The sequence below is a fragment of the Micromonospora sp. NPDC048169 genome (assembly GCF_040652815.1).
Taxonomy (GTDB): domain Bacteria; phylum Actinomycetota; class Actinomycetes; order Mycobacteriales; family Micromonosporaceae; genus Micromonospora.
Window position 1 is genome coordinate 34893 of record NZ_JBEZMS010000006.1, and the last position, 22704, is coordinate 57596.

Sequence of the window (22704 nt, forward strand, 5' to 3'; positions counted from 1 at the left end):
ACGTCCTTGTGGGAAGCGGCGGGGATCGGCCCGTGGTGACGGGCCAGCGCCCCGATTCCGGCATGGATCGGGACCGGCGCCGCTTCTTGACGCACGTTGGTGACGCCCCGGACGGGACGTCGGCTACCCGGACAACTCTACGACCCGGAGCGGGTGGGTACGACGGGACGTGCCGACCGATCGCCGGCGGCCGGTAGCGCCGGTCGATCGACGACCTCGAACGCGGCGAGCGTGCCGGTGACGGCGAGGACGCGACGGGCCACCGGGGAGGGCCGGTACAGGACCAGCCGCCGGCCGTTTTCGGTGAGCACCCGCCGCGCCAGCACCAGCGCGCTGATGCCGTACGCGCCGAAGAAGGTGACCTCCGACAGGTCGATCACCACGAGCGGGGCGGACGCCGCGACGGCGGTCCGCACGAGTTCGGTGAGCAGGTGCGCGTTGCTGAGGTCCACCTCGCCGGCCACCGCGATCCGGGTCACGTCCGCCCCTATGTCGCAGCTCAGCCACATGATCGGCTCGTCCGGCCGGAACGCTCCGGACGCCGTGGGAACCTGATGACAGCCGAAGACCGGCCGTTCGCCCGACATGTCACCTCCGACCTCGGCGTTTCGAGGACGCCCCCGGCGAGACGCGCGGCGAGCGGGAGGGCACATGTCTTGACCCGTTACCAACATACGTCGGCCGGGTGGAGCACGCAGCGTGGGACGCGTTCCGATCCGGCCGTCCCGGGTACCGTCAGCGGAACGGACCGATGCCGACGATCTCCGCCAGGAGAGGATCCCCGCATGGAAGCCCCCCGTATCGACCCCGGTGAAGCGCTCGCGGAGCTGAGCCGGATCCGGCTCGACGAGGTGGCACTCGACGACGTCCTGGCGCGCGTCGCCGACCTGGCGAACCGGGCGGTCCCGGGCAGCGCCGAGGTCTCCGTCTCCCTGGTGCAGGCCGGCGCGAACCGGGCCATCGCCTACACCAGCGACCTGGCCCGCAGCCTCGACGAGTGGCAGTACGCGCACGACGACGGCCCCTGCCTGGACGCCTCGGTCAGCGCGGTGAGCCTCTGCCTGCCCGACCTGGCCGACGAGCCGCGCTGGCCGGGCTGGGCCGCACGGGCCCGCGCGGCGGGGGTGTGGAGCTCGCTGTCGATCGGGCTGCCGATCCAGGAGGCGGTCACCGGAGCGCTGAACATCCACGGCAGCGTCCCGCACGCCTTCGACAAGGCGTCGATCGAGCTGGCGGAGGAGTTCGCCGCGTACGCGGCGGTCGCGCTCGCCAACGCCCACCTCTACGACAGCACCGCGACGCTGGCGCGGCAGATGCGGGAGGCGATGCGCAGCCGGGCCGTGATCGAGCAGGCGAAGGGCATCATCATGGGCCAGCGGCGCTGCACGGCCGAGGAGGCGTTCACGCTGTTGGCGAAGCTCTCCCAGGACTCCAACCGCAAGCTGCGCGAGGTGGCCGAGGCGCTCGTCTCCCGCGCCGCCGCCCGCTGACTCACGCCTCACCGCTCGCCGGGTTCCGCCACCTCCGGGGGATCGCCGCCGCGTCCGACCCGGTGGCCGGGATCACCGGCTCCGGAGGCGGCGTGAAAAGCGCGTCAAGAAACCGCGCTCGCGCGTGATGGTCCCGTCAAAGCCCCTGTCCGTACCGCAGGACCTGGCGTTGTGATTGGCCGGCGCGGCCGGGAGGCGGTCGCGAGGACATCTTCCGCTAGGAGAGATCAGCCGTGTCTGACGTGCTGTTCGTGATGCTGACGGTGGGGCTGTTCGCGGCTCTCGCCCTCGTGGTGAGGGGCGTGGAGAAGCTGTGAGCGCCGTCAACGCCGTCGGCCTGGTGCTGGCGATCGGGCTGGGCGTGTTCCTGGTCGTCGCACTGCTGTTCCCGGAGCGCTTCTGATGAGCACGACGACAGCCGGCGTGCTCTTCGTCCTGTCGCTGGTGGTGGCGCTCGTCGCCGTGCACCGGCCGTTCGGCGACCACATGCACCGGGTGGTCGCCGGAACCCGGTCGTCCCGGATGGAGCGGGGGATCTACCGCCTGGTCGGGGTCAACCCGGCCGCCGAGCAGACCTGGGGCGTGTACGCCCGCTCGGTGCTGGCCTTCTCGGCCGTGTCCCTGCTGTTCCTGTACGCGTTCCAGCGCCTGCAGAACCACCTGTGGCTCTCGCTGGGCTTCGACCCGGTGGTGCCGCACGGCGCCTGGAACACCGCCGTGTCGTTCGTGACGAACACGAACTGGCAGTGGTACTCGGGTGAGTCGACGATGGGCCACCTGGTGCAGATGGCCGGCCTGGCGGTGCAGAACTTCGTCTCGGCCGCCGTCGGCATCGCCGTCGCGGTGGCGCTGGTCCGGGGCTTCGCCCGCGGCCGCACCGGCGAGCTGGGCAACTTCTGGGTCGACCTGACCCGGGTCACGCTGCGGATCCTGCTGCCGATCGCGGTGCTCGGCGCGCTCGCGCTGATGCTCGGCGGCGTGGTGCAGAACCTCTCCGGCGGCACCGACGTCACCACGCTGACCGGCGGCACCCAGACGATCACCGGCGGGCCGGTGGCGAGCCAGGAGGTCATCAAGGAGCTGGGCACCAACGGCGGCGGCTTCTACAACGCCAACAGCGCCCATCCGTTCGAGAACCCGACCGCGTGGACGAACTGGCTGGAGATCTTCCTGATCCTGGTGATCCCGTTCAGCCTGCCCCGGGTCTTCGGCCGGATGGTCGGGCAGAAGCGGCAGGGCTATGCCATTGCGGCCGTGATGGCGATCCTCGCGCTCGCCAGCATCGCCCTCACCAACGTGTTCGAGCTGGCCGGCCACGGCACGGTGCCGCAGGCGGTCGGCGCGGCGCTGGAGGGCAAGGAGGTGCGCTTCGACGTGTCGAACTCGGCCACGTTCGCGGCGGCCACCACGCTCACCTCGACCGGCGCCGTCAACTCGTTCCACGACTCGTACACCGCGTTGGGCGGCATGATGACGCTCGGGAACATGATGCTCGGCGAGGTCGCCCCCGGCGGTGTCGGCGCGGGCCTGTACGGGCTCCTGATCCTCGCGGTGATCACGGTGTTCGTGGCCGGCCTGATGGTCGGGCGCACGCCGGAATACCTGGGCAAGAAGATCGGCTCACGCGAGATCAAGTTCGCCTCGGTGTACTTCCTGATCACCCCGGCGCTGGTGCTCTGCGGCACCGCCGCCGCGTTCGCCACCGGCAACGCCTCGACAGCGCTCAACGTCGGGCCGCACGGGCTGTCCGAAGTGCTCTACGCGTTCACCTCGGCGAGCAACAACAACGGCTCCGCGTTCGCCGGCATCACAGTGAACACGCAGTGGTGGAACACCGCGCTCGGGCTGTGCATGCTGCTCGGCCGGTTCCTGCCGATCATCTTCGTGCTCGCGCTCGCCGGCTCGCTGGCCCGCCAGCAGCCCACACCCGCCTCCGAGGGCACCCTGCCGACCCACCGGCCGTTGTTCGTCGGCATGGTCGTCGGCGTCACTGTGGTCCTCGTCGCGCTCACCTTCCTTCCCGCACTCGCGCTCGGCCCGCTGGCCGAAGGGCTGTGACCACCATGAGAGACAAGGACATGACCGCACCTGTGCAGACCGCCGACGCGCCGGCCCTCGGCGAGACACCGGCCCCCGGCACGCCGGGCCGCCGGGTCGGCGGCGGGCTGCTCGACCCTCGCCAGTTGATCGCGTCGCTGCCGGACGCGCTGCGCAAACTCGACCCGCGCACGCTGTGGCGCAACCCGGTGATGCTGATCGTGGAGATCGGCGCGCTGTTCACCACTGTGCTCGCGGTGGCCGACCCGTCGGTCTTCGCGGTCTCGATCACCGTCTGGCTCTGGCTCACCGTGATCTTCGCGAACCTGGCCGAGGCGGTCGCCGAGGGACGCGGCAAGGCGCAGGCCGACACGCTGCGCCGGGCCAAGCAGGACACCGTCGCCACGCGACTCGTCGGCTGGACGCCGGGCGCCGCCGCGAACGCGTACCGGGACGAGGCGGTGCCCGCGCCGCAACTGCGGCAGGGCGACGTCGTCCTGGTCGAGGCCGGGCAGGTCATCCCGGGCGACGGCGACGTGGTCGAGGGCATCGCCAGCGTCGACGAGTCGGCGATCACCGGCGAGTCCGCCCCGGTGATCCGGGAGTCCGGCGGCGACCGCAGCGCGGTCACCGGGGGCACCCGGGTGCTCTCCGACCGGATCGTCGTCCGGATCACCCAGAAGCCGGGCGAGAGCTTCATCGACCGGATGATCGCGCTGGTCGAGGGCGCCAACCGGCAGAAGACGCCGAACGAGATCGCGTTGAACATCCTGCTGGCCGCGCTGACGATCATCTTCCTGCTCGCCGTCGTCACGCTCCAGCCCATGGCGATCTTCGCGAAGGGCTACCAGGCCGCGGCGCCTGACACCGCCGCGATCACCGACTCCGGCGTCACCGGCGTCGTACTCGTGTCGCTGCTTGTCTGTCTCATCCCGACCACCATCGGCGCGTTGCTGTCCGCGATCGGCATCGCCGGCATGGACCGGCTCGTGCAGCGCAACGTGCTGGCGATGAGCGGCCGGGCGGTCGAGGCGGCCGGCGACGTCAGCACGCTGCTGCTGGACAAGACCGGCACGATCACGCTCGGCAACCGGCAGGCCGCCGAGTTCCTGCCGGTGACCGGCGTGGACGCGGCCACGCTCGCCGACGCGGCGCAACTGTCCAGCCTGGCCGACGAGACCCCCGAGGGCCGCTCGGTGGTGGTGCTGGCGAAGAACGGGTACGGGCTGCGCGAGCGCGAGCCCGGCCTCATCCCGCACGCCACGTTCGTGCCGTTCACCGCGCAGACCCGGATGAGCGGCGTCGACCTGGACGCCGACGGCGGCGTCCGGCACGTCCGCAAGGGCGCCGCCGCCGCGGTGACGAAGTGGGTACGCGAGAACGGCGGCCACCCGACCGAGCAGGTGGGCGAACTGGTCGACGCGATCAGCGGCAGCGGCGGCACGCCGCTCGTGGTGGCCGAGCACACCGCCGGGGAACCGGCCCGGACGCTCGGCGTCATCCACCTCAAGGACGTGGTGAAGGCCGGGATGCGGGAGCGCTTCGACGAGATGCGCCGGATGGGCATCCGGACCGTGATGATCACCGGCGACAACCCGCGTACCGCGAAGGCGATCGCCGACGAGGCGGGCGTGGACGACTTCCTCGCCGAGGCCACGCCGGAGGACAAGCTCGCCCTGATCAAGAAGGAACAGGAGGGGGGCCGGCTCGTGGCGATGACCGGCGACGGCACGAACGACGCGCCCGCGCTGGCCCAGGCGGACGTCGGCGTCGCCATGAACACCGGCACGTCGGCCGCGAAGGAGGCCGGCAACATGGTCGACCTCGACTCCGACCCGACCAAGCTGATCGAGATCGTGGAGATCGGCAAGCAACTGCTGATCACCCGGGGCGCGCTGACGACGTTCAGCATCGCCAACGACATCGCGAAGTACTTCGCGATCATCCCGGCCATGTTCGCCGGCATCTACCCGTCGCTGGACCGGCTCAACATCATGCGCCTGGAAAGCCCCGAGTCGGCGATCCTCTCCGCAGTCGTCTTCAACGCGGTGGTCATCGTGGCGTTGATCCCGCTGGCGTTGCGCGGCGTGCGCTACCGCCCGGCCGGCGCCTCCACGTTGCTGCGCCGCAACCTCCTGCTCTACGGCCTCGGCGGCATCGTGGTGCCGTTCGCCGGCATCAAGCTCATCGACCTGCTCGTCCAGTTCGTCCCGGGGATCTCGTGATGCGCCTTCCCAGTTGGCTCTCCCAGCACCTGGCCGCCCTGCGCGCGGTGCTCGTCTTCACCGTGCTGCTCGGCCTGGTCTACCCGCTCTCCCTGGTCGCCGTGGGCCGGCTCCCCGGCCTCGACGGCAGGGCCGACGGCTCGCTGCGCACCGTCGGCGGACGGACCGTCGGCAGCTCGCTGATCGGCCAGTCGTTCACCGACGCGGACGGCAACCCCGTACCGCGCTACTTCCAGTCCCGCCCGTCGGCCGCCGGGGACGGCTACGACCCGACCTCGACGGCGGCGGGCAACCTCGGCCCGGTGAGCGTGGTGGACACGCTCACCGGCGACCCGGAGACCTCGGCGCAGAGCCTGCTCACCCAGGTCTGCGCCCGCAGCAAGGCGGTCGGGGAACTGGACGGCGTGGACGGGCGGCGCCCGTACTGCACGCCGGACGGGGTGGGCGCGGTGCTCGCCGTGTTCCGCGCCGACGGTCTCACCGGCCGGATCACCCGCGTGGTGAGCGTCAACCAGGCCGCATCCGCCACACCGTTCGTCGCCACGTGGCAGGGCGTGCCGGTGGAGGCGGCCCGGCCCGGCCACGACTACGTGGCCGAGGGCGGCATCGTCACACCGGTACGCGGGGACGGTCCGGCCCGGCCCGCCGTGCCGGCCGACGCGGTCACCGCCAGCGGCAGCGGCCTCGACCCGCACATCTCCCCGGCGTACGCGGAGATCCAGGTGGCCCGGGTGGCGCGGGAGCGCGGCGCGGACCCGGCTGCGGTACGGCGGCTGGTCGCCGAGCACACCACCGGCCGGGCGCTGGGCTTCATGGGCGAGCCCGGTGTGAACGTGCTGGAACTCAACCTCGCGCTGGACGAGGCGTTCCCGGCGCGCTGACGGAGGCGTTAAGAAGGGCCCCCTTCACCTCGCGAGGCGTTAACAGGGGGCCCTTCCTTGCGCTCAGGGAGGATGGGGGCGTGGGCAGGGGTGAACTGCGGATCTATCTCGGGGCCGCCCCGGGCGTCGGCAAGACGTACGCGATGCTGGAGGAGGCCCAGCGCCGGGCCGAGCGCGGCACCGACGTGGTGATCGGCCTGGTCGAGACGCACGGCCGCCGGCACACCGCCGAGATGATCGGCGACCTGGAGACGGTGCCGCGCCGGTCGACGACCTACCGGGGCGTCGAGTTCACCGAGATGGACCTGGACGCGGTGCTGGCCCGGCGGCCCGAGGTCGTGGTGGTGGACGAACTGGCCCACACGAACGTGCCCGGCTCCCGTCACGACAAGCGCTGGCAGGACGTGCGGGCGTTGCTCGACGCCGGGATCAGCGTGCTCTCCACCGTCAACGTGCAGCACCTGGAGTCGCTGAACGACGTGGTCGCGCAGATCACCGGCACCACCCAGCGGGAGACCGTGCCGGACCAGGTGGTCCGGGCCGCCGAGCAGGTCGAGCTGGTGGACATGACGCCGGAGGCGCTGCGCCGCCGGATGGCGCACGGCAACATCTACCGGCCCGACAGGATCGACGCCGCGCTGGGCAACTACTTCCGGGTCGGCAACCTCACCGCGCTGCGCGAACTGGCGCTGCTGTGGCTGGCCGACAAGGTCGACGAACAGCTCGACGCGTACCGCGCCCAGCAGGGCATCTCCGACACCTGGGAGGCGCGGGAACGGGTGGTCGTCGCGCTGACCGGCGGCCCGGAGGGCGAGACGCTGATCCGCCGGGCCGCCCGGATCGCCGCCCGCAGCAAGGGCGCCGACCTGCTCGCCGTGCACGTCGCGCGCAGCGACGGGCTGGCCGGCGCCGACCCGGCCCAGCTGGCCCGGCAGCGGGTGCTGGTGGAGAGTTTGGGCGGCACGTACCACCAGGTGCTCGGCACCGACATCCCGGCGGCGCTGCTCGACTTCGCCCGGGGTGTCAACGCCACCCAGCTCGTGCTCGGCGCGAGCCGCCGGGGCCGGTTCGCGCAGGTGTTCGCGCGGGGCGTGGGGGTGACCACCACCGCGCTGTCCGGCCCGATCGACGTGCACCTGGTCACCCACCCGCAGGCGGGGCGCGGGCGCCGGGGCACGGCGGTGCCCGCCGCGCTGTCCCGGCGGCGACGGCTGATCGGGTACGCGCTCGCGCTGCTCGGCATGCCGGCGCTCACGCTGCTGCTGCGGACGCTGCCCGATCTCACCCTGACCAACGACATCCTGCTGTTCCTCGCCGGTGTGGTGGGCGTGGCGCTGGTCGGCGGGCTGTGGCCGGCGCTGGTCGCCGCGCTCGGCGGCTCGCTGCTGCTCAACTGGTTCTTCACCCCGCCGTACCGGACGCTCACCATCGCCGAGGCGGACAACCTGCTCGCCCTGGGTGTGTTCGTCGGCGTCGCCATCGCGGTGAGCTGGGTGGTTGACGTGGCGGCCCGGCGTACCCGGGAGGCGGCCCGGGCCTCCGCCGACGCGCAGACGCTGGCCACCGTCGCGGGCAGCGTGCTGCGCGGCGAGCGGCCGTTGCCCGCGCTGCTGGACCGGCTGCGGGAGACGTTCGGGCTGCGCGCGGTGAGCGTGCTGGAGCTGACCGACGAGGGCGGGGGCCGCCCGGCGCGTGCCCGGGAGGCGGACGCCTGGCGGGTGGTGGCGAGCGTCGGCGACCGGCCGCCTGGCAGCCCGAGCGCGGGGGAGACGGTGGTGCCTGTGGACGACCGGCTCAGCGTGGTGCTCGCCGGGCGGCGGCTGGAGGCGGCCGACCGGCGGGTGGTCGAGGCGTTCGCCGCGCAGGCCGCCGTCGCGCTGCGCCAGGAACGGCTGGCCGAGGAGGCCGCCACCGCCCGCCCGCTGGCCGCCGCCGACCGGATGCGGACCGCGCTGCTCGCGGCGGTCAGTCACGACCTGCGTACGCCACTGGCATCCGCCAAGGCGGCGGTGAGCAGCCTGCGCAGTCACGACGTCGAGTTCGACGCGGACGACCGGGAGGAACTGCTCGCCACCGCCGACGAGTCGCTGGACCGGCTGGGCCGGCTGGTGGCGAACCTGCTCGACATGAGCCGGTTGCAGGCCGGCGCGCTGGGCGTGCGCGCCACAGCGATCGGGCTGGAGGACGCCGTACCCCTGGCGCTCGACGAACTGGGTGCGGCGGCGGCCGAGGTGACCACGGACATCCCGGCCGACCTGCCGGCGGCGCTGGCCGACCCGGGCCTGCTGGAGCGGGTGCTCGTCAACATCGTGGCGAACGCGCTGCGGCACAGCCCGCCCGGGCGGCCGCCGGCGATCACCGGCAGCGCGCACGCCGGACAGGTCGAGCTGCGGGTGATCGACACCGGGCCGGGCATCCCGGCGGACCAGTGGGAGCACGTCTTCCTGCCGTTCCAGCGCCTCGGCGACCGGGACAACCAGACCGGGGTGGGTCTGGGGCTGGCGCTGTCCCGGGGACTGGCCGAGGCGATGGGTGGCAGCATCACCCCGGAGACCACGCCCGGTGGCGGTCTCACCATGGTGCTGCGGCTGCCGGCCGCCAGCCAGCCGGAGGGGCAGCGGGAATGACCCGGATCCTGGTCGTCGACGACGAGCCGCAGATCCTGCGCGCCCTGCGGATCAACCTGCGCGCCCGGGGCTACGACGTGCAGGTGGCCGACAGCGGCGCCGCCGCGCTCAAGGCCGCCGCCGGGCACCCGCCGGACCTGGTGGTGCTCGACCTCGGCCTGCCCGACCTGGACGGCACCGAGGTCATCCGGGGCCTGCGCGGCTGGACCGGTGTGCCGATCATCGTGCTCTCCGGCCGGGCCGGCAGCGAGGACAAGGTGGCCGCGCTCGACGCGGGCGCCGACGACTACGTGACGAAGCCGTTCGGGGTGGACGAACTGCTGGCCCGCATCCGCGCGGTGACCCGGCGGCTCGCCCCCGCCTCGCCCGCCGTGCCCGCGCTGCGGATCGGCCGCCACACCGTCGACCTGGCCGACCGGACCGTCACCCGGGACGACGGCGTCGAGGTCAAGCTCACCCCCACCCAGTGGGCGATGCTGGAGAAGCTGCTGCGCAACCCGGGCAAGCTGGTCAGCCAGCGCCAGTTGCTGCACGACGTGTGGGGACCGGAGTACCACCACGAGACGAACTACCTGCGGCAGTACATGGCCCAGCTGCGGCGCAAGCTGGAGGACGACCCGGCCCGGCCCCGGCACCTGATCACCGAGCCGGGCATGGGCTACCGCTACCGCCCCTGACGTTTGCGCGGGCGCCGGCGGGGGATTCGGCGAGCCGGTCGGGCGGCGGGGGAGGGGCATGGCGGACAACCGGTCCTCGGAGGGGTTCGGCCGGCAACTGGACGAGCACGCCATCGACGCCGGCGTGGCCGAACCGGAGCGCCCCGACGGGCTGGTCGACAGCGGCGTCTACGTCGGCGGCGTACGCCGGGCGTCGCCGGTCAGCCTCGCCGACACGTTCCGCTGCCTGCAACAGCTCGACGACGCGATGGCCTGGATCGGGCTGCGCCGGCCGGGCCGGGAGGAGGTGGCCACGCTGGCCGCCGAGTTCCAGCTCCCCGACCTGGCCGTCGAGGACGCGATCAACGCCCACCAGCGTCCCAAGCTGGAACGCTACGGCGACACCCTGTTCGTGGTGCTGCGCGCCGCCCGCTACCTGGACGCGCGGGACGCGGTCGAGTTCGCCGAGCTGCACCTGTTCCTCGGCCCCGGTTTCGTGATCACCGTGCGGCACGGCGGCACGCCCGACCTGGCCGGCGTACGGCGGCGGCTGGAGGCCGAGCCGGAGGTGCTCGCGCTCGGCCCGGAAGCCGTGCTCTACGCCGTGCTGGACCGGGTGGTGGACGGCTACGCGCCGGTGGTGGCCGGGCTGGAGAACGACATCGACGAGATCGAGACCGAGGTGTTCGGCGGCGACCCGAACGCCAGCCGCCGCATCTACGAGCTGAGCCGCGAGGTGATCCAGTTCCAGCGGGCCGCCCGGCCGCTGCTGAAGGTCGTGGACGAGCTCACACACGGCTTCGACAGGTACGGCACGGACGAGGAACTGCGCCGCCGGCTGCGTGACGTGGCCGACCACCTGACCCAGGTGGTGGAGCGGGTGGACGGGTTCCGGCATCTGCTCCAGAACATCCTCACCGTCAACGCCACGCTGGTGTCGCAGGCGCAGAACGAGGAGATGCGCAGCCTGACCGCGGCGAGCTTCGAGCAGAACGAGGAGATCAAACGGGTCTCCGCGTGGGCGGCGATCCTGTTCGCGCCGACCCTGATCGGCACCGTCTACGGGATGAACTTCACCCACATGCCGGAGCTGGGCTGGCGGTACGGCTACCTGTTCGCGATCGTCCTGATGCTCGCCGTCTGCGGCGCGCTCTATCTGCTGTTCAAGCGCCGCGGCTGGCTGTGAGCCGGGCCGGGCCGGAGCACCGGTCATCGGTGATCCACTAAAGTGTCCGGGTGGCTACCCCCTGTCGTTCGCGTGTCCTCCGGCCTCGGTGCTCCGGAGCGGAACGCTGATCGGGGACACGGTTCCGGCGCCGCGCGGCGGACGCCGGACCAGCGACGGAAGACGAGGGCTGGCCGGCCACTGTGCCCGGCTCGTCGCGTCCCGGCCGTTCGAGGTGGCCATCGTGGTGCTCATCATGGCCAACGGGATCGTGCTGGGCATCGAGACGTACCCGAACCTCGGCGCCGCCGAGCCGGTGCTGCGGTGGACGGAGTGGACGTTCCGGGCGATCTTCGTCGTGGAGATCACCATCCGGGTGCTCGCGTACGGCCGCCGCCCGCAGGACTTCTTCCGGCACGGCTGGAACGTCTTCGACCTGCTGGTCACCGCGGCCATCTTCATCCCGGGCCTGCGCGGCGACTCGGCGGTGCTGCGGTTCATCCGGGTCGCCCGCGTCCTGCGTCTGGTCCGCTTCTCACCCGGTCTGCGGACCATCGTCAACGCGCTGTGGCGCAGCCTGCCCGGCGTCGCGGCCTTCCTCGCGCTCGCCGCCGTCACGCTCTACGTGTACGGCATGGCGGGCTGGCTGATCTTCGGTGACCGTTACCCCGAGCAGTACGGCGACATCGGCCGCTCGCTCGTCACGCTGTTCGTGCTGCTGTCCCTGGAGACGCTGCCGGACCTGCTGGAACAGGGTCTGGAGGTGTCGCCGTGGACGCTGCTCTACTACGTCAGCTTCGTCATGATCGCGGTGAACCTCCTGCTGAACATCCTCATCGCCGTCATCGTCAACTCGATGGAGGAGGCGCGCCGGCTGGAGATGACCGAAGGGCTGGCCCCGGACTACGACGAAGACGGCGACGGGATCCCGGACGAGGTGGACCGGATCGCGATCAGCCAGCGCCTGGACGACCTCCGCATGGTGATCGCCGAGCTGGAACGGGAACTGCGCATCGACCGGGAGGAGCCGCCGGGCGCTGCCCGCCGCCGCCAACACTCGGACCACTGATCAGTGGCGGTCATGACAGTTCCGTGACGAAAGCGGCTTCCGGGTTTGGTCGAGTGGTTGATCTGGGCAACCAGCCAGTCGCCAACACATCCGAGGGAAGGACGGCTCTCGTGGAGGTCACGGGTTTCTTCACCGCGCTCATCATCGGTCTCATCATCGGTGCGCTCGGGCGCCTGGTGGTACCGGGCAAGCAGAACATCCCGATCTGGCTGACCCTGCTCATCGGTGTGGTCGCCGCGATCGTCGGCACCCTGGTGGCCGGCGCGTTCGGTGTCGACGACACCGCCGGCATCGACTGGATCGAGCTGGCGCTCCAGGTCGGCTTCGCCGCCATCGGCGTCGCCATCTTCGCCGGCGCCTACGGCCGCCGTCGCCTCTGAGACCGAAGGAAGGGCCCCTTCTTAACGCATTCCGCATAAGAAGGGGCCCTTCTTAACGCGTGCGCGGCTACTCCCGCCAGCCGGTCAGCTCGACGCCCTTCGCCAGTTCCACCCGGAAGCCCAGGACGATCTCGCCGCTCTCGCCGGGCGCCAGCGACAGCCGCCAGGTCAGCTCGCCCAGCTCCGTACGCTCGACCGGCGGCGGCGTCAGCGTGGTCTCGCGTACCACCACCGCCTCGTCCCGGGACACGGGTAGCTGATCGCGCACCTCGACCGTGGCCGCCCGGGGCGTGTGGTTCGCCACCGTGATCCGGTACTCCACCTCCCGCCGCCGCGTCGACCCGAGCGTGGCCCTGCTCTCGGTGCGCCGGGACAGCTTCCGCTCCACCCGCAGCCGGTCGTCCACCCCGAGCGCCAGCTCGGTCTCCTCGCCCGGCGCCCACGTCGTCAGCCGCGTCGCCGCCACGAAGTCCGCGCCGTGGAACACCGACGCCCGGCCGGGCAGCAGCGTGTGCTCCGACGTGTTGCGTACCGTCGCCCGCAGGTGCGCCTCGGCGGCGCGCACCGGCACGGTCACGTGGTCCAGCCGGGCCGGCAGCTCCAGCACCGCGATGGTGACCCGGTGCGTGCCGCCGTCGGCGGGCACCGCCACCGGCCGGGCGGGCCGGTAGGTAGCCGCCGTCACTCCCTGCTCGGCCTCGGCGACGCTCTCCCGCACCGCGGGCCGGGGCGCCGCGGCCCGCGCCGTCTCCGGACGGCCCGCCGGCGCCGCGCCGGGCGCCGGCGGCGGCACCATGCCGCCGAACGACGCGGCCGACATGGCCATCGGCGGCTGCGGCCGGAGCCGGTCGAGATACCAGGGCGACAATTCGGGTACGCCGCTGGCCGCCGCCGGGCGGGCGGTGGAGAGCTGGAGCTCGCACTCCGGCCAGTCCTCCCCGGTGCCCTGGCTGACCAGCCCGAACCAGGTGACGGTCATGGTGTCCCCGACCAGCCGCAGGTCGTAGGAGGGCGTCCAGCGGGCGCCGTCCACCAGGTACGTCAGCTCCAGCTCCACCTCGGTGTCGTCCGCGTCCACCGAGACGGAGACGTCGGCCGCCAGCCGGTCCGGCTCCCGCTTGCCACGCGTCGCGTCCAGTTCCCGGTCGACAGCGGCCAGTTCCTCGGCCAGCTCGGTGCGCCGCCGGGCCAGCCCGCGCCGCCGGGCGCGTGACTCGGCGAGCTGACCGGACACCGAGTCGGTGAAGGCCGCGACGTCGGCCGGGGCCGCGTCGCCGGCGGCCAGCGCCCGGGCGTACGTGCCACCCGCGCGCTCGGCCAGCCGGGTGAGGAACTCACCGCGCTGGTCCTCGATCGCGTCGGTGTCACCGACCTCGGCCAGCTCGTCGGCGAGTTCCCGGCGCCGCCGTTCCAGCTCGACGACCTGGGCGTCGGTGCTGCGCGCCCGCCGCCACGCGGTCACGTCCACCCCGAGCACCGTCACCGCGCCCCGGCCACCCACCCGGATCGAGTCCCGGCGCAGGCCCGGCGGGAGCGGGGCGACGCGTACCCGGTGGTCGCCGGCGGCCAGGCGGACGCCGCCGCGGCGGGTGACCCGGGCGCGGTCCGGGTAGACGGTCACGCCGACGACAGGCGCATCGATCTCCACAGTGTCCACCGCGGCGAGGGTAGTTCAGGCGCGCCCGTGCGGCGGCTACCGCAGGTGCAGCCGTTCGTCGACCGCGAGAGCCGCCAGTTCGTGCGCGGTGAACGGCAGCGGCGCGGCGGGCGTCTGCCTGTCGTACGAGCCCTGCGCGACGAAGACCACCACGCCGTCCGGGTGCCGGTAGGCGGCCCACTGGTCGAACCGGTCGTCCGCGCCGGGCCGGACCACCACGCCCACCGTCGCGTCGCCGACGGTCACCGGCTGGCACTCGCCACCCATGCGCCAGAACTCACGGGCCAGGGCGCACGGTTCGGCCGGCAGCCGGTTCCCAGGCGTGTGCACCTCGGTGAGCAGGCGTCCCTTCCACGTCCCCTTTGCCACGTCGACAGAGGCCATGTAGCTCCACACCTCGACGCCGTCGACCCGGCCGGTGAAGTCCGCCTGATGCGTCCCCGGCGTCTTCTCGCCGGTCCCGCCGGGCGTGGTCTTCTCGGCGGTGTAGCCGGCGGGCACCCCGGCGAGGAGCCGGTCGAGCAGCAGGGCGCCCTGGTCGTACCGGGTGCCCGCCCGTGCGGTGCGGTCCTCCTGCGGCAGGCCGTCGGGCCCGGTCGGCATCGGTTCGGCGCTTTTGTCCGCCGACGGCGGCGGGGCGGCCTGCGGCAGCGCGGCCGGTGGGCGACGATCGCCGCCGTCCGGGGTGGAGATGGCCACGACGCCCGCGACCGCGAGAACCGCCGTCGCCGACCCGGCGCACGCCCGGACGGCTCGCCGCCTGTTGCGAGCCCGCCGGGCGGTACGCAGCATGCCGTCGACGCTGAGTCGCGGTGCCGTGGCGACGCTGAGCATCTCGTCGCGAAGAGCCTCGCGCAGCTGTTCTCCGTTCATCGTTGCCCCTTCTCGCTCGGTGAGTGCACGGGTGACAGGAGACCGCGCAACGTGTCGAGGCCGCGGGCGGACTGGCTCTTCACCGTTCCCGGCGAGCAGTCCAGCAGCGCCGCCACCTCGTCGATCGGCAGGTCCTCCCAGTAGCGGAGGACCAGGACGGCCCGCTGCCGGGGCGGTACGGCGGCGAGCGCCTGGAGCATCACGAGCCGGTCCTCGTGCGGACTCGCCGGCATCGGCGAATCGGCGTCGGGCGTGCCCACCCGTTCCCGCCGCCACCAGCCCCGCCGCCGTTCGTCGAGGAAGGACCGGACGATGATCTGGCGCAGGTAGGAGTCGAGCACCTCGTGCCGGGCGATCCGGTCCCAGGCCAGGTACAGCTTGGTGAACCCGGTCTGGACCAGATCCTCCGCGCGCGGTGCCAGTCACCGCAGAGCAAGTACGCGGTGGCGCGCATGGCGTGGTGCCTCGCCGAGAAGTACTCGGCGAACGCCGTGTCGCGATCACTCATTCGGACCTCCGATCAGATTCGGGATAGTCACGTCGGTTGTGGCGCCCGAGGTTGCTCGGAAGGCGGAACAATTCGATACGTGACCGGCACCGGCGTGTCCTGCGCCACCCGGCGGGCGGCCGCCGTGACTTACCCGGACCCACGGGAGGCGATCGGAGCCGACTTCTGGCACCGTGGATGGGACCAGCCATACCGGCTAGCGTCGAGGGGGATTGGTGGAGTTCTCGCTGACGACCAGGCAGGGGCCTGTCGGCCCGGTGATCGAGGTCGCCGGTGATCTGGACATGGCCAGCGCGCCGCAGTTGCGTGACCGGTTGCTCGAGGTGGTGGAGGCCGGTGCGGGGGCGGTGGTCGTCGACCTGACCCAGGTCGGGTTCGTGGACTCCAGCGGCCTGGGCGCACTCGTGCTCGCCTACAAGAGCCTGCGGGAACGCGAGGGCTGGATGGGTCTGGCCGGCGTGCGCCAGCCGGTACGCAAGGTTTTCTCGATCACCTCGGTGGACCGCGTCATCCCACTTTTCGAGACGGTGCGAGAGGCGGAGGAGGCCTCACCGGCGGCGGTGCGCTGAGCGTCACTCGTCGGGGCTGACGCGGGCGGGGTCGGCGCCGGCGGTGGTGTTCCGTGGCCCGTGACCGTCGTACCAGTCGATGACGAGCATCGTGGCGTCGTCGTCCAGGACCGGCCCGGCGGCTGCCAGCACCGCGTCGGACAGCGCTCGCACCGCCTCGCGGGGGTGCAGGTGGGCGAGGCGGAGCAGGGTGGCGGGCAGGTCGACGTCGGCGGCGTTGCGGTCCCGCATGCCGTCGGTGACCAGCACCAGCCGGTCGCCGGGCAGCAGGGACAGCTCCCCGCTGCGGAAGCCCTCCTCGGGGAACATGCCGAGCGGGAAGTTGGCCGGCAGGTCCACCGGCAGGACCCGGCCGCCGCGGACCAGCATCGGTGGGATGTGACCGGCGTTGAGCAGTTCGCACCGGCCGGTGGGCAGGTCGACGCGGCCCAGCACGGCTGTGACGTACGCGCCGCGCACGTTGGCGTGCTGGGCGATGGCCCGGTTGGCCTCCTCGGCCTGGGCGACGAGGCTGCCGCCGCGCCGCCGCGTGTTGCGCAGGCTGCCGACGCCGAGGGTGGCGGTGAGCGCGCTCGCCACGCCGTGCCCCATGGCGTCGGTGACGCTGAGGTGCAGGACGTCTCGCGCCAGGCTGTAGTCGAAAGTGTCCCCACCGACGCTGGCGGCCGGCTCCAGCCAGCCGGAGAGCGTGAAGGCGCCGGCCTCGCAGGTGAACGAGGCGGGCAGGAGCCGGCGTTGGATCTCGGCGGAGAGGCTGAACGGCGTGGTGCGCTGCCCCCACTCGAACAGGTCGGTGTGCCGGCGGTTGGCGATGACGACGAACGCCAGCGCGTGCGCCGTACGGGCGATCCGGGCGACCGCCGCGTCGTCCGGCTCGCCGGGCAGGTCGATCTCCAGAAGGCCGATCGCCTCTCCTCGCTCGGTGACCGGCGCGACCACCGTCCACCGGCCGTGACCGGGGATCACCCGGGCGGTCTGCTGGCGTAGTGCCTGCTCGTAGGGCCCGCCGTCGAAGGGGAGGACCTCGGCGGCCTCCTCGTCCTGTCGACGGCCGGGACCGTCGTCAGCCGGCTGATGGGTCAGCCGGACCAGCGCGCGACCGCTGAGGTCGGCGATGAGCAGCGAGACGCTCAGTGCGTTCAGGGCTGCGGCGATGGTGGCGGTGACGGCCTCGACCGCCTCCACCGGTGCGCCGTCCTCGGCCGACTGCAGTATGCCGGCCACTACCGCCCGTTCGCTGTTCTCCACCAGTCGAGCATATTCAGCCTGCTCGCGGGTCGCCTGGCGAGCGGGACGCCGGAGGCCGTGGCCGTCGACGCGGCTCTATTGCATAAAGTTTGCAACTACAGAATGCTGGCAGCAGCGGGTGGGTGCCCGGGCACGCGATGATCTGATCTTCGCCGGGGCACCCGCCCGGTTGCTGCCGGGACGACGGTCCGAAGGAGCTGCCGGTGGGGATCAGGCCCATGCCCGTACGCGTGGCGGCGGTGCTCGCCGCCGCCCTGCTCGCCGCCGCCTGCTCGTCGCCGACGGCGTCGACCGGCACGAGCGGGGCCGGCACGGTGGTGGTCGCCACCGCCGGTGAGCCGGACACGCTCAATCCGGTGCTCAACTACGGGGTCGACGGCGCGTCGTTGATCTTCGACGGGCTGGTCGCCCGGGACGCCCGCAACCAACTGGTGCCGGCGCTGGCCCGCGAGCTGCCCACCGTCTCCGCGGACGGGCGGACGGTCACCGCGAAGCTGCGCGAGGGCGTGCTGTTCCACGACGGGAGCCCGTTGACCGCCCAGGACGTGGTGTTCACCTACCAGGCGGTGCTGGACCCCGCTGTCGACTCGACGCTGCGCTCCGACCTCGACATGCTCGCCTCCGTCGCCGCGCCCGACCCGGCGACTGTGGTGTTCACCCTGAAGTACGCCTACGCGCCGTTCCCGCAACGGCTGGCGCTGGGGATCGTCCCGGCGAAGGCGTTCGCCGGGCAGGACGTCAACAAGGCCGCGTTCAACCGTAAGCCGGTCGGCACCGGCCCGTACCGGTTCACGTCCTGGACCCCGGGTGACCGGCTCGTGCTCGCGGCGAACGAGGCGTACTGGGACGGCAAGCCGGCGAACTCCGGCGTGGTGGTGGCGTTCGTCGCCGACGACAACGTCCGGGCCCAGCGGACGCGGGCCGGTGAGTTCGACGCGGCGGAGCTGGCGCCGAAGCTCGCCTCCGGGTTCGAGAGCCGGGGCGGCTACCGGGTGCACAAGGTGCCGACCGCCGACTACCGGGGCGTCATGCTGCCGATGGGCAACCCGGTCACCGCCGACCTGGCGATCCGGCGGGCGCTGAACGTCGCGGTGGACCGGCAGGCCATGGTGACCGGTGTGCTCGGCGGCGCCGGGGAGCCCGCGTTCGGGCCGGTGCCGCCCACGTCGGAGTACGCCGAGCCGTCGATCGTCGGCAAGCCGGCCGCCGACACCGCCGCGGCGACCGCCGCGCTGGACGCCGCCGGGTGGAAGCCCGGCCCGGACGGCATCCGGGTCAGGGACGGGCGGCAGGCCGCGTTCACGATCCTGTACCCGGCCACCGACAGCCTGCGCAAGGAACTGGCCCTGGCCGTCGTCGCGGACGCGAAGAAGGTCGGCCTCAAGATCACGCCGGAGGGCCTGACCTGGGACGCGATCACCCCCCGAATGGGCGAGGACGCGCTGATCATGGGCTACGGCACGCCGTACGACCCGGACTTCGTCTCCTACAAGCTGTTCAGCTCGGCCTTCGCCGGGCAGGGCTTCTTCAACCCCGGCTCGTACCGCTCGGCGGTCACCGACGCCGCGTTGCAGGCCGGCCGGGACAACGCCGACCCGGCCGCCCGCAAGGCCGCGTACGCCACGTTCCAGAAGCAGCTCGCCACCGACGTGCCGTGGGTGTTCCTCACCTACCTTCAGCACACGTACGTGCTGAAGGACGCCGTGACCGGGGTGACGCCGCGGGTCGAGCCGCACGAGCACGACGTCGCCAACAGCATCTGGTGGAACGTGCACACCTGGACGAAGAAGTCGTGACCGGCCGCCGGCGGCTGGCCGGGGCAGGCGTCGTGGTCCGGCGCCGGCTGCTGGTCGCAGTACCGGTGCTGGCCGCGACAAGCATGGGCATGTTCGCCCTCGGCGCCGCCTCCCCGATCGACCCGGCCCAGCAGTACGCGGGCGCGGCGGCGTTCACCACCAGCGAGGAGAACCTGGCGCAGATCCGCGCCAACTGGGGCGTCGACGACCCGCTGCCGGTGCGGTACGCCCGCTGGGTCGGCAACCTGCTGCGTGGCGACCTGGGCTGGTCGACCAGCCGGCACGAGCCGGTCACGTCCGTGCTCGCGTCCCGGGCCGGCTGGACGCTGCTGCTCGTCGGCACCGCGCTGGCCCTGGTGCTGGTGGCGAGCGTGCTGCTGGGCACGCTGGCCGCGTACCGGCGGGGTGGCTGGTTCGACAGGGCGCTGCACGCCGTCGCGTACGCGGTGCAGTCCATGCCGGTGTTCTGGATCGGTCTCGCGGCCATCGCCGTGTTCGCCCTCACCCTCGGCTGGTTGCCCGCCGGGGGGCTCACCGACATCACCGCCACCGGCACCGACCCGGCCGACGTGGCCCGGCACCTGGTGCTGCCGGTGACAGTGCTGGCGATCTCCCAGGCCCCGTGGTTCGTGCTGTTCGTCCGAGACGCGGTCGCCGAGAGCCTGCGCGACGACCACGTCCTGGCCGCCCGCGCCCGAGGGCTGCCCGGCCGGGTCGTCCTGTTCGGACACGCGCTGCGTACCGCGCTGCTGCCGTTCCTCACCCTGGTCGGCACGCACCTGCCCGAACTCGTCGGCGGCGCGGTCCTGGTGGAGACCGTGTTCTCCCTGCCCGGGCTCGGCGCGGTCACCGTCGAGGCGGCGCTGGGCGCCGACTTCCCGCTGCTCGCGGCCACGACGCTGGCCACCGCCGTCGTGGTGCTGACCGCGAATCTGCTCACCGACCTCGCCTACGCCGCCGCCGACCCCCGGGTACGCCTCGATGACTGACCTCGCCCTCCCCGCGCGCGTCCGGCGCCTGCGCCGTCCCGGCAGCGTGGGCACGACAGTCGCCGTCGTCATGCTCGCCGGTGTCGTGGCCGCCGCGCTGCTCGCCCCGGTCCTGTGGCCGCTGGACCAGAGCGCCGTCGACCTCTCCCGTACCCGGCTCGCGCCCTCGCCGGAGCACCTGGCCGGCACCGACGACCTCGGCCGCGACGTGGCTGTGCGCAGCCTCTACGGCCTGCGCGTCTCGCTGCTCGTCGGCGCGGTCGCGGCGCTCGTCGCCGCCGTCATCGGCGGCCTGGTCGGCGCGCTCGCCGGCAGCGTCGGCGGCTGGGTCGACAGGGCGCTCATGCGCGTCGTGGACACCGTCGCCGCGCTGCCGCACCTGCTGCTGGGCATCTTCATCGTGGCGATGCTGCGTCCCAGCCTGGGTGCGGTGATCGCGTCCATCGCGCTGACGCACTGGCTGTCCACCGCCCGGATCGTCCGCTCCGAGCTGCTCAGCCTGCGTAACCGGCCGTTCGTGGACGCCGCGATCTCCGGCGGCGCGAGCCGGGCCCGGGTGCTCACCCGGCACCTGCTGCCGCACGTGCTGCCGCGCCTGGCGCTGGCGACCACGCTCATGGTGCCGCACGCCGTCTGGCACGAGACCGCGCTGTCCTTCCTCGGCCTCGGCCTGCCGCCGCACCTGGCCTCGATCGGCAACATGATCAACGACGGGCAGCGGTCGCTGCTCACCGGCGCCTGGTGGGCCAGCATCGTCCCCGGCCTCCTGCTCGTGGCGGCCACGCTGGCGCTCGCCGCGCTCACCGGCCGCTGGCGCGACCGCCTCGACCCGCGCGTACGGGCGGAGCTGCACCTGTGACCGCCCCGGCGCTGCTGACCGTTGACGGGCTGACCGTCCGCTTCCGGCTGCGGGACGCCGTCGTGCACGCCGTCACCGACCTGAGCCTCACGCTGCGGCCCGGCGAGCTGCTTGCCGTGGTCGGCGAGTCCGGGTGCGGCAAGTCCGTCCTCGCGCACGCCCTGCTCGGCCTGCTGCCGCGCAACGCCACAGTCACCGGGCGGGCCGACCTGCGCGCGCCGGGCCGGGACGAGGTCGATCTGATCGGCGTCGGGGAACGGCACCTAGCCCGGCACGTACGCGGCCGGGCCGTCGGCCTCGTCCCGCAGAGCCCCGCCACCGCGCTCACCCCGGTGCGGACCGGCCGGAAGCTGCTGGCGGAGACGCTGCGCGCGCACGGGCACACCCGCCGCGACGCGCCCGCCGCCGCCGACCGGATCGCCGCCGACGTCGGTCTCGACCCGGCCGCCCTCGACCGGTACCCGCACGAGCTGTCCGGCGGCATGGCGCAGCGGCTCGCCACCGCGCTCGCCCTCGCGCCCGACCCGCCGGTGCTGCTCGCCGACGAACCCACCACCGGCCTCGACCGGCCGCTCGTCGACCACACCCTCGACCTGCTGCGCCGCCGCTGCGACACCGGCGCCGCCGTCCTGCTCATCACGCACGACCTGGCCGCCGCGCGCCGCGTCGCGGACACCGTCGCGGTGATGTACGCCAGCCGCATCGTCGAACACCGCCCCGCCGAGGCGTTGTTCGACGACCCGGCCCACCCGTACACCGCCGGGCTGCTCGACGCCCTGCCCGACCGCGCCTTCGTTCCGGTGCCGGGCCACCCGCCCGCGCTCACCGACCTGCCCGGCGGCTGCGCCTTCGCCCCGCGCTGCGCCCGCGCCACCGACACCTGCGCGACGCTGCCCCGTCTCGCCGCCGACGGCGCGGGCCGGGTCGCCTGCCACCACCCGCTTCGCGAGGAGGTACCGGCATGACGGTCACGGTTCCGGACGCCACCGACGCCGCCGCCCGGGGCGCCGCGCCGGCCGGCGGGCTCGCCGCGCACCAGGTCTGCGTCGCGTACGGCGGGCAGCGCGTCCTCGACCGGGTAGACCTGCACATCGCCCCCGGTGAGACGGTCGGGCTGCGCGGGCCGTCGGGCAGCGGCAAGTCCACGCTCGCCCGCGTCCTCGCGCTGCTGCACGCCCCGGACAGCGGGCACGTCACGATCGACGGGCAACCGCTCGACGGTGTCCGCCATCGCCTGCCGGCGCAAGTGCGCACCCGCGTGGCGATCCTGTTCCAGAGCCCGCGCGCCGCCACCGACCCGCGATTGAGCCTCGCCGACATCGTCGCCGAGCCGCTACGCGCCACCGGCACACCGCGCGAGCGGGCGGCCGCCCGTACGGCGGAGCTGGCCGAGCTGGTCGGACTCACCGCCGACCTGCTGACCCGCCGCCCGCACGCGGTCAGCGACGGGCAACTGCAACGCGCCTGCCTGGCCCGTGCCCTGGTGCACCGGCCGGACTACCTGCTCTGCGACGAGGCCACCGCGATGCTCGACGCCTCCACCCAGGCACACGTCGCCGCCGTCATCGGCGACTACCAGCGCCGGCAGGGCGCCGGGGTCCTGGTCATCACCCACGACCCGGCGCTGATGGCCCGCTGGGCCACCCGGGTGGTGGACCTGCCGGCGGCGTGACGT

General features: G+C 73.1%; 21 protein-coding genes. 16 read left to right on the forward strand and 5 right to left on the reverse strand.

Annotated elements, in window-relative coordinates; translation table 11 throughout:
• Window positions 1-137 precede the first annotated feature (137 nt).
• Window positions 138-587, reverse strand: coding sequence for an STAS domain-containing protein (locus AB0D28_RS07550; RefSeq protein ID WP_357383305.1), 450 nt, complete (start codon window positions 585-587; stop codon window positions 138-140).
• A 198-nt stretch (window positions 588-785) separates the two neighbouring features.
• Between AB0D28_RS07550 and AB0D28_RS07555 the strand changes: the two genes are divergently transcribed.
• From AB0D28_RS07555 to AB0D28_RS07600, 10 genes are all read left to right on the forward strand, one after another.
• Window positions 786-1490, forward strand: a complete 705-nt coding sequence (locus AB0D28_RS07555; protein ID WP_357383307.1) for a GAF and ANTAR domain-containing protein — start codon at window positions 786-788, stop codon at window positions 1488-1490.
• A 313-nt stretch (window positions 1491-1803) separates the two neighbouring features.
• Window positions 1804-1893, forward strand: coding sequence for a K(+)-transporting ATPase subunit F (kdpF, locus tag AB0D28_RS07560; protein WP_036343797.1), 90 nt, complete (start codon window positions 1804-1806; stop codon window positions 1891-1893).
• The gene (kdpA, locus tag AB0D28_RS07565; protein ID WP_357383309.1) at window positions 1893-3548 is read left to right on the forward strand and encodes a potassium-transporting ATPase subunit KdpA; all 1656 of its coding nucleotides are present in this window, start codon (window positions 1893-1895) and stop codon (window positions 3546-3548) included. Before kdpF ends, kdpA begins: the two co-directional genes overlap by 1 nt.
• A 20-nt stretch (window positions 3549-3568) precedes the next feature.
• Window positions 3569-5752 carry a potassium-transporting ATPase subunit KdpB gene (gene kdpB, locus AB0D28_RS07570; protein ID WP_357383311.1) on the forward strand — a complete coding sequence of 728 codons (2184 nt, stop codon included), beginning with the start codon at window positions 3569-3571 and terminating at the stop codon, window positions 5750-5752.
• Entirely contained in the window at window positions 5752-6633 is an 882-nt protein-coding gene (locus AB0D28_RS07575; protein WP_357383313.1) for a potassium-transporting ATPase subunit C, read from the forward strand. The genes kdpB and AB0D28_RS07575 overlap by 1 nt, the downstream gene beginning before the upstream one ends.
• Window positions 6634-6713: 80 nt before the next feature.
• Window positions 6714-9260, forward strand: a complete 2547-nt coding sequence (locus AB0D28_RS07580; protein ID WP_357383315.1) for a DUF4118 domain-containing protein — start codon at window positions 6714-6716, stop codon at window positions 9258-9260.
• The gene (locus tag AB0D28_RS07585; RefSeq protein WP_357383317.1) at window positions 9257-9937 is read left to right on the forward strand and encodes a response regulator; all 681 of its coding nucleotides are present in this window, start codon (window positions 9257-9259) and stop codon (window positions 9935-9937) included. The genes AB0D28_RS07580 and AB0D28_RS07585 overlap by 4 nt, the downstream gene beginning before the upstream one ends.
• 58 nt (window positions 9938-9995) lie before the next feature.
• Window positions 9996-11102, forward strand: coding sequence for a magnesium and cobalt transport protein CorA (locus AB0D28_RS07590; protein ID WP_357383319.1), 1107 nt, complete (start codon window positions 9996-9998; stop codon window positions 11100-11102).
• A gap of 88 nt (window positions 11103-11190) precedes the next feature.
• The gene (locus tag AB0D28_RS07595; RefSeq protein ID WP_357383321.1) at window positions 11191-12150 is read left to right on the forward strand and encodes an ion transporter; all 960 of its coding nucleotides are present in this window, start codon (window positions 11191-11193) and stop codon (window positions 12148-12150) included.
• A 110-nt stretch (window positions 12151-12260) separates the two neighbouring features.
• A complete protein-coding gene (locus tag AB0D28_RS07600; RefSeq protein ID WP_357383323.1) occupies window positions 12261-12530 on the forward strand; it encodes a GlsB/YeaQ/YmgE family stress response membrane protein in 270 nt (89 codons plus the stop codon).
• A 67-nt stretch (window positions 12531-12597) separates the two neighbouring features.
• Here AB0D28_RS07600 and AB0D28_RS07605 read toward each other — a convergent pair whose 3' ends face one another.
• Genes AB0D28_RS07605 through AB0D28_RS07615 form a run of 3 tightly spaced genes read right to left on the reverse strand, consistent with a single transcriptional unit; the run spans window position 12598 to window position 15482 of the window.
• Entirely contained in the window at window positions 12598-14187 is a 1590-nt protein-coding gene (locus tag AB0D28_RS07605) for a DUF4139 domain-containing protein (RefSeq protein WP_357383325.1), read from the reverse strand.
• A gap of 36 nt (window positions 14188-14223) precedes the next feature.
• On the reverse strand, window positions 14224-15060 hold the full coding sequence (locus AB0D28_RS07610) for a hypothetical protein (RefSeq protein WP_357383327.1): 837 nt from the start codon (window positions 15058-15060) through the stop codon (window positions 14224-14226).
• Window positions 15057-15482 (reverse strand): SigE family RNA polymerase sigma factor, encoded by a 426-nt coding sequence (locus AB0D28_RS07615; protein ID WP_357383570.1) that lies wholly within the window; start codon window positions 15480-15482, stop codon window positions 15057-15059. Before AB0D28_RS07615 ends, AB0D28_RS07610 begins: the two co-directional genes overlap by 4 nt.
• Window positions 15483-15780: 298 nt before the next feature.
• Here AB0D28_RS07615 and AB0D28_RS07620 point away from each other — a divergent pair, with 298 nt between their 5' ends.
• Window positions 15781-16137, forward strand: coding sequence for an STAS domain-containing protein (locus AB0D28_RS07620; RefSeq protein ID WP_357383329.1), 357 nt, complete (start codon window positions 15781-15783; stop codon window positions 16135-16137).
• 3 nt (window positions 16138-16140) lie between these two features.
• Here the strand turns inward: AB0D28_RS07620 and AB0D28_RS07625 are convergent, their stop codons facing one another.
• Window positions 16141-17385, reverse strand: coding sequence for a PP2C family protein-serine/threonine phosphatase (locus AB0D28_RS07625; protein ID WP_357383331.1), 1245 nt, complete (start codon window positions 17383-17385; stop codon window positions 16141-16143).
• Between the two features lie 203 nt (window positions 17386-17588).
• Between AB0D28_RS07625 and AB0D28_RS07630 the strand changes: the two genes are divergently transcribed.
• The 5 genes from AB0D28_RS07630 to AB0D28_RS07650 are packed head-to-tail and all read left to right on the forward strand — an operon-like array spanning window position 17589 to window position 22701.
• Window positions 17589-19181 carry an ABC transporter substrate-binding protein gene (locus AB0D28_RS07630; protein ID WP_357383333.1) on the forward strand — a complete coding sequence of 531 codons (1593 nt, stop codon included), beginning with the start codon at window positions 17589-17591 and terminating at the stop codon, window positions 19179-19181.
• Window positions 19178-20170 (forward strand): ABC transporter permease, encoded by a 993-nt coding sequence (locus AB0D28_RS07635; RefSeq protein WP_357383335.1) that lies wholly within the window; start codon window positions 19178-19180, stop codon window positions 20168-20170. The genes AB0D28_RS07630 and AB0D28_RS07635 overlap by 4 nt, the downstream gene beginning before the upstream one ends.
• The gene (locus AB0D28_RS07640) at window positions 20163-21029 is read left to right on the forward strand and encodes an ABC transporter permease (protein WP_357383337.1); all 867 of its coding nucleotides are present in this window, start codon (window positions 20163-20165) and stop codon (window positions 21027-21029) included. The genes AB0D28_RS07635 and AB0D28_RS07640 overlap by 8 nt, the downstream gene beginning before the upstream one ends.
• The gene (locus AB0D28_RS07645) at window positions 21026-21994 is read left to right on the forward strand and encodes an ABC transporter ATP-binding protein (RefSeq protein ID WP_357383339.1); all 969 of its coding nucleotides are present in this window, start codon (window positions 21026-21028) and stop codon (window positions 21992-21994) included. Before AB0D28_RS07640 ends, AB0D28_RS07645 begins: the two co-directional genes overlap by 4 nt.
• Window positions 21991-22701, forward strand: coding sequence for a dipeptide/oligopeptide/nickel ABC transporter ATP-binding protein (locus AB0D28_RS07650; RefSeq protein WP_357383341.1), 711 nt, complete (start codon window positions 21991-21993; stop codon window positions 22699-22701). The genes AB0D28_RS07645 and AB0D28_RS07650 overlap by 4 nt, the downstream gene beginning before the upstream one ends.
• Window positions 22702-22704: the final 3 nt, after the last annotated feature.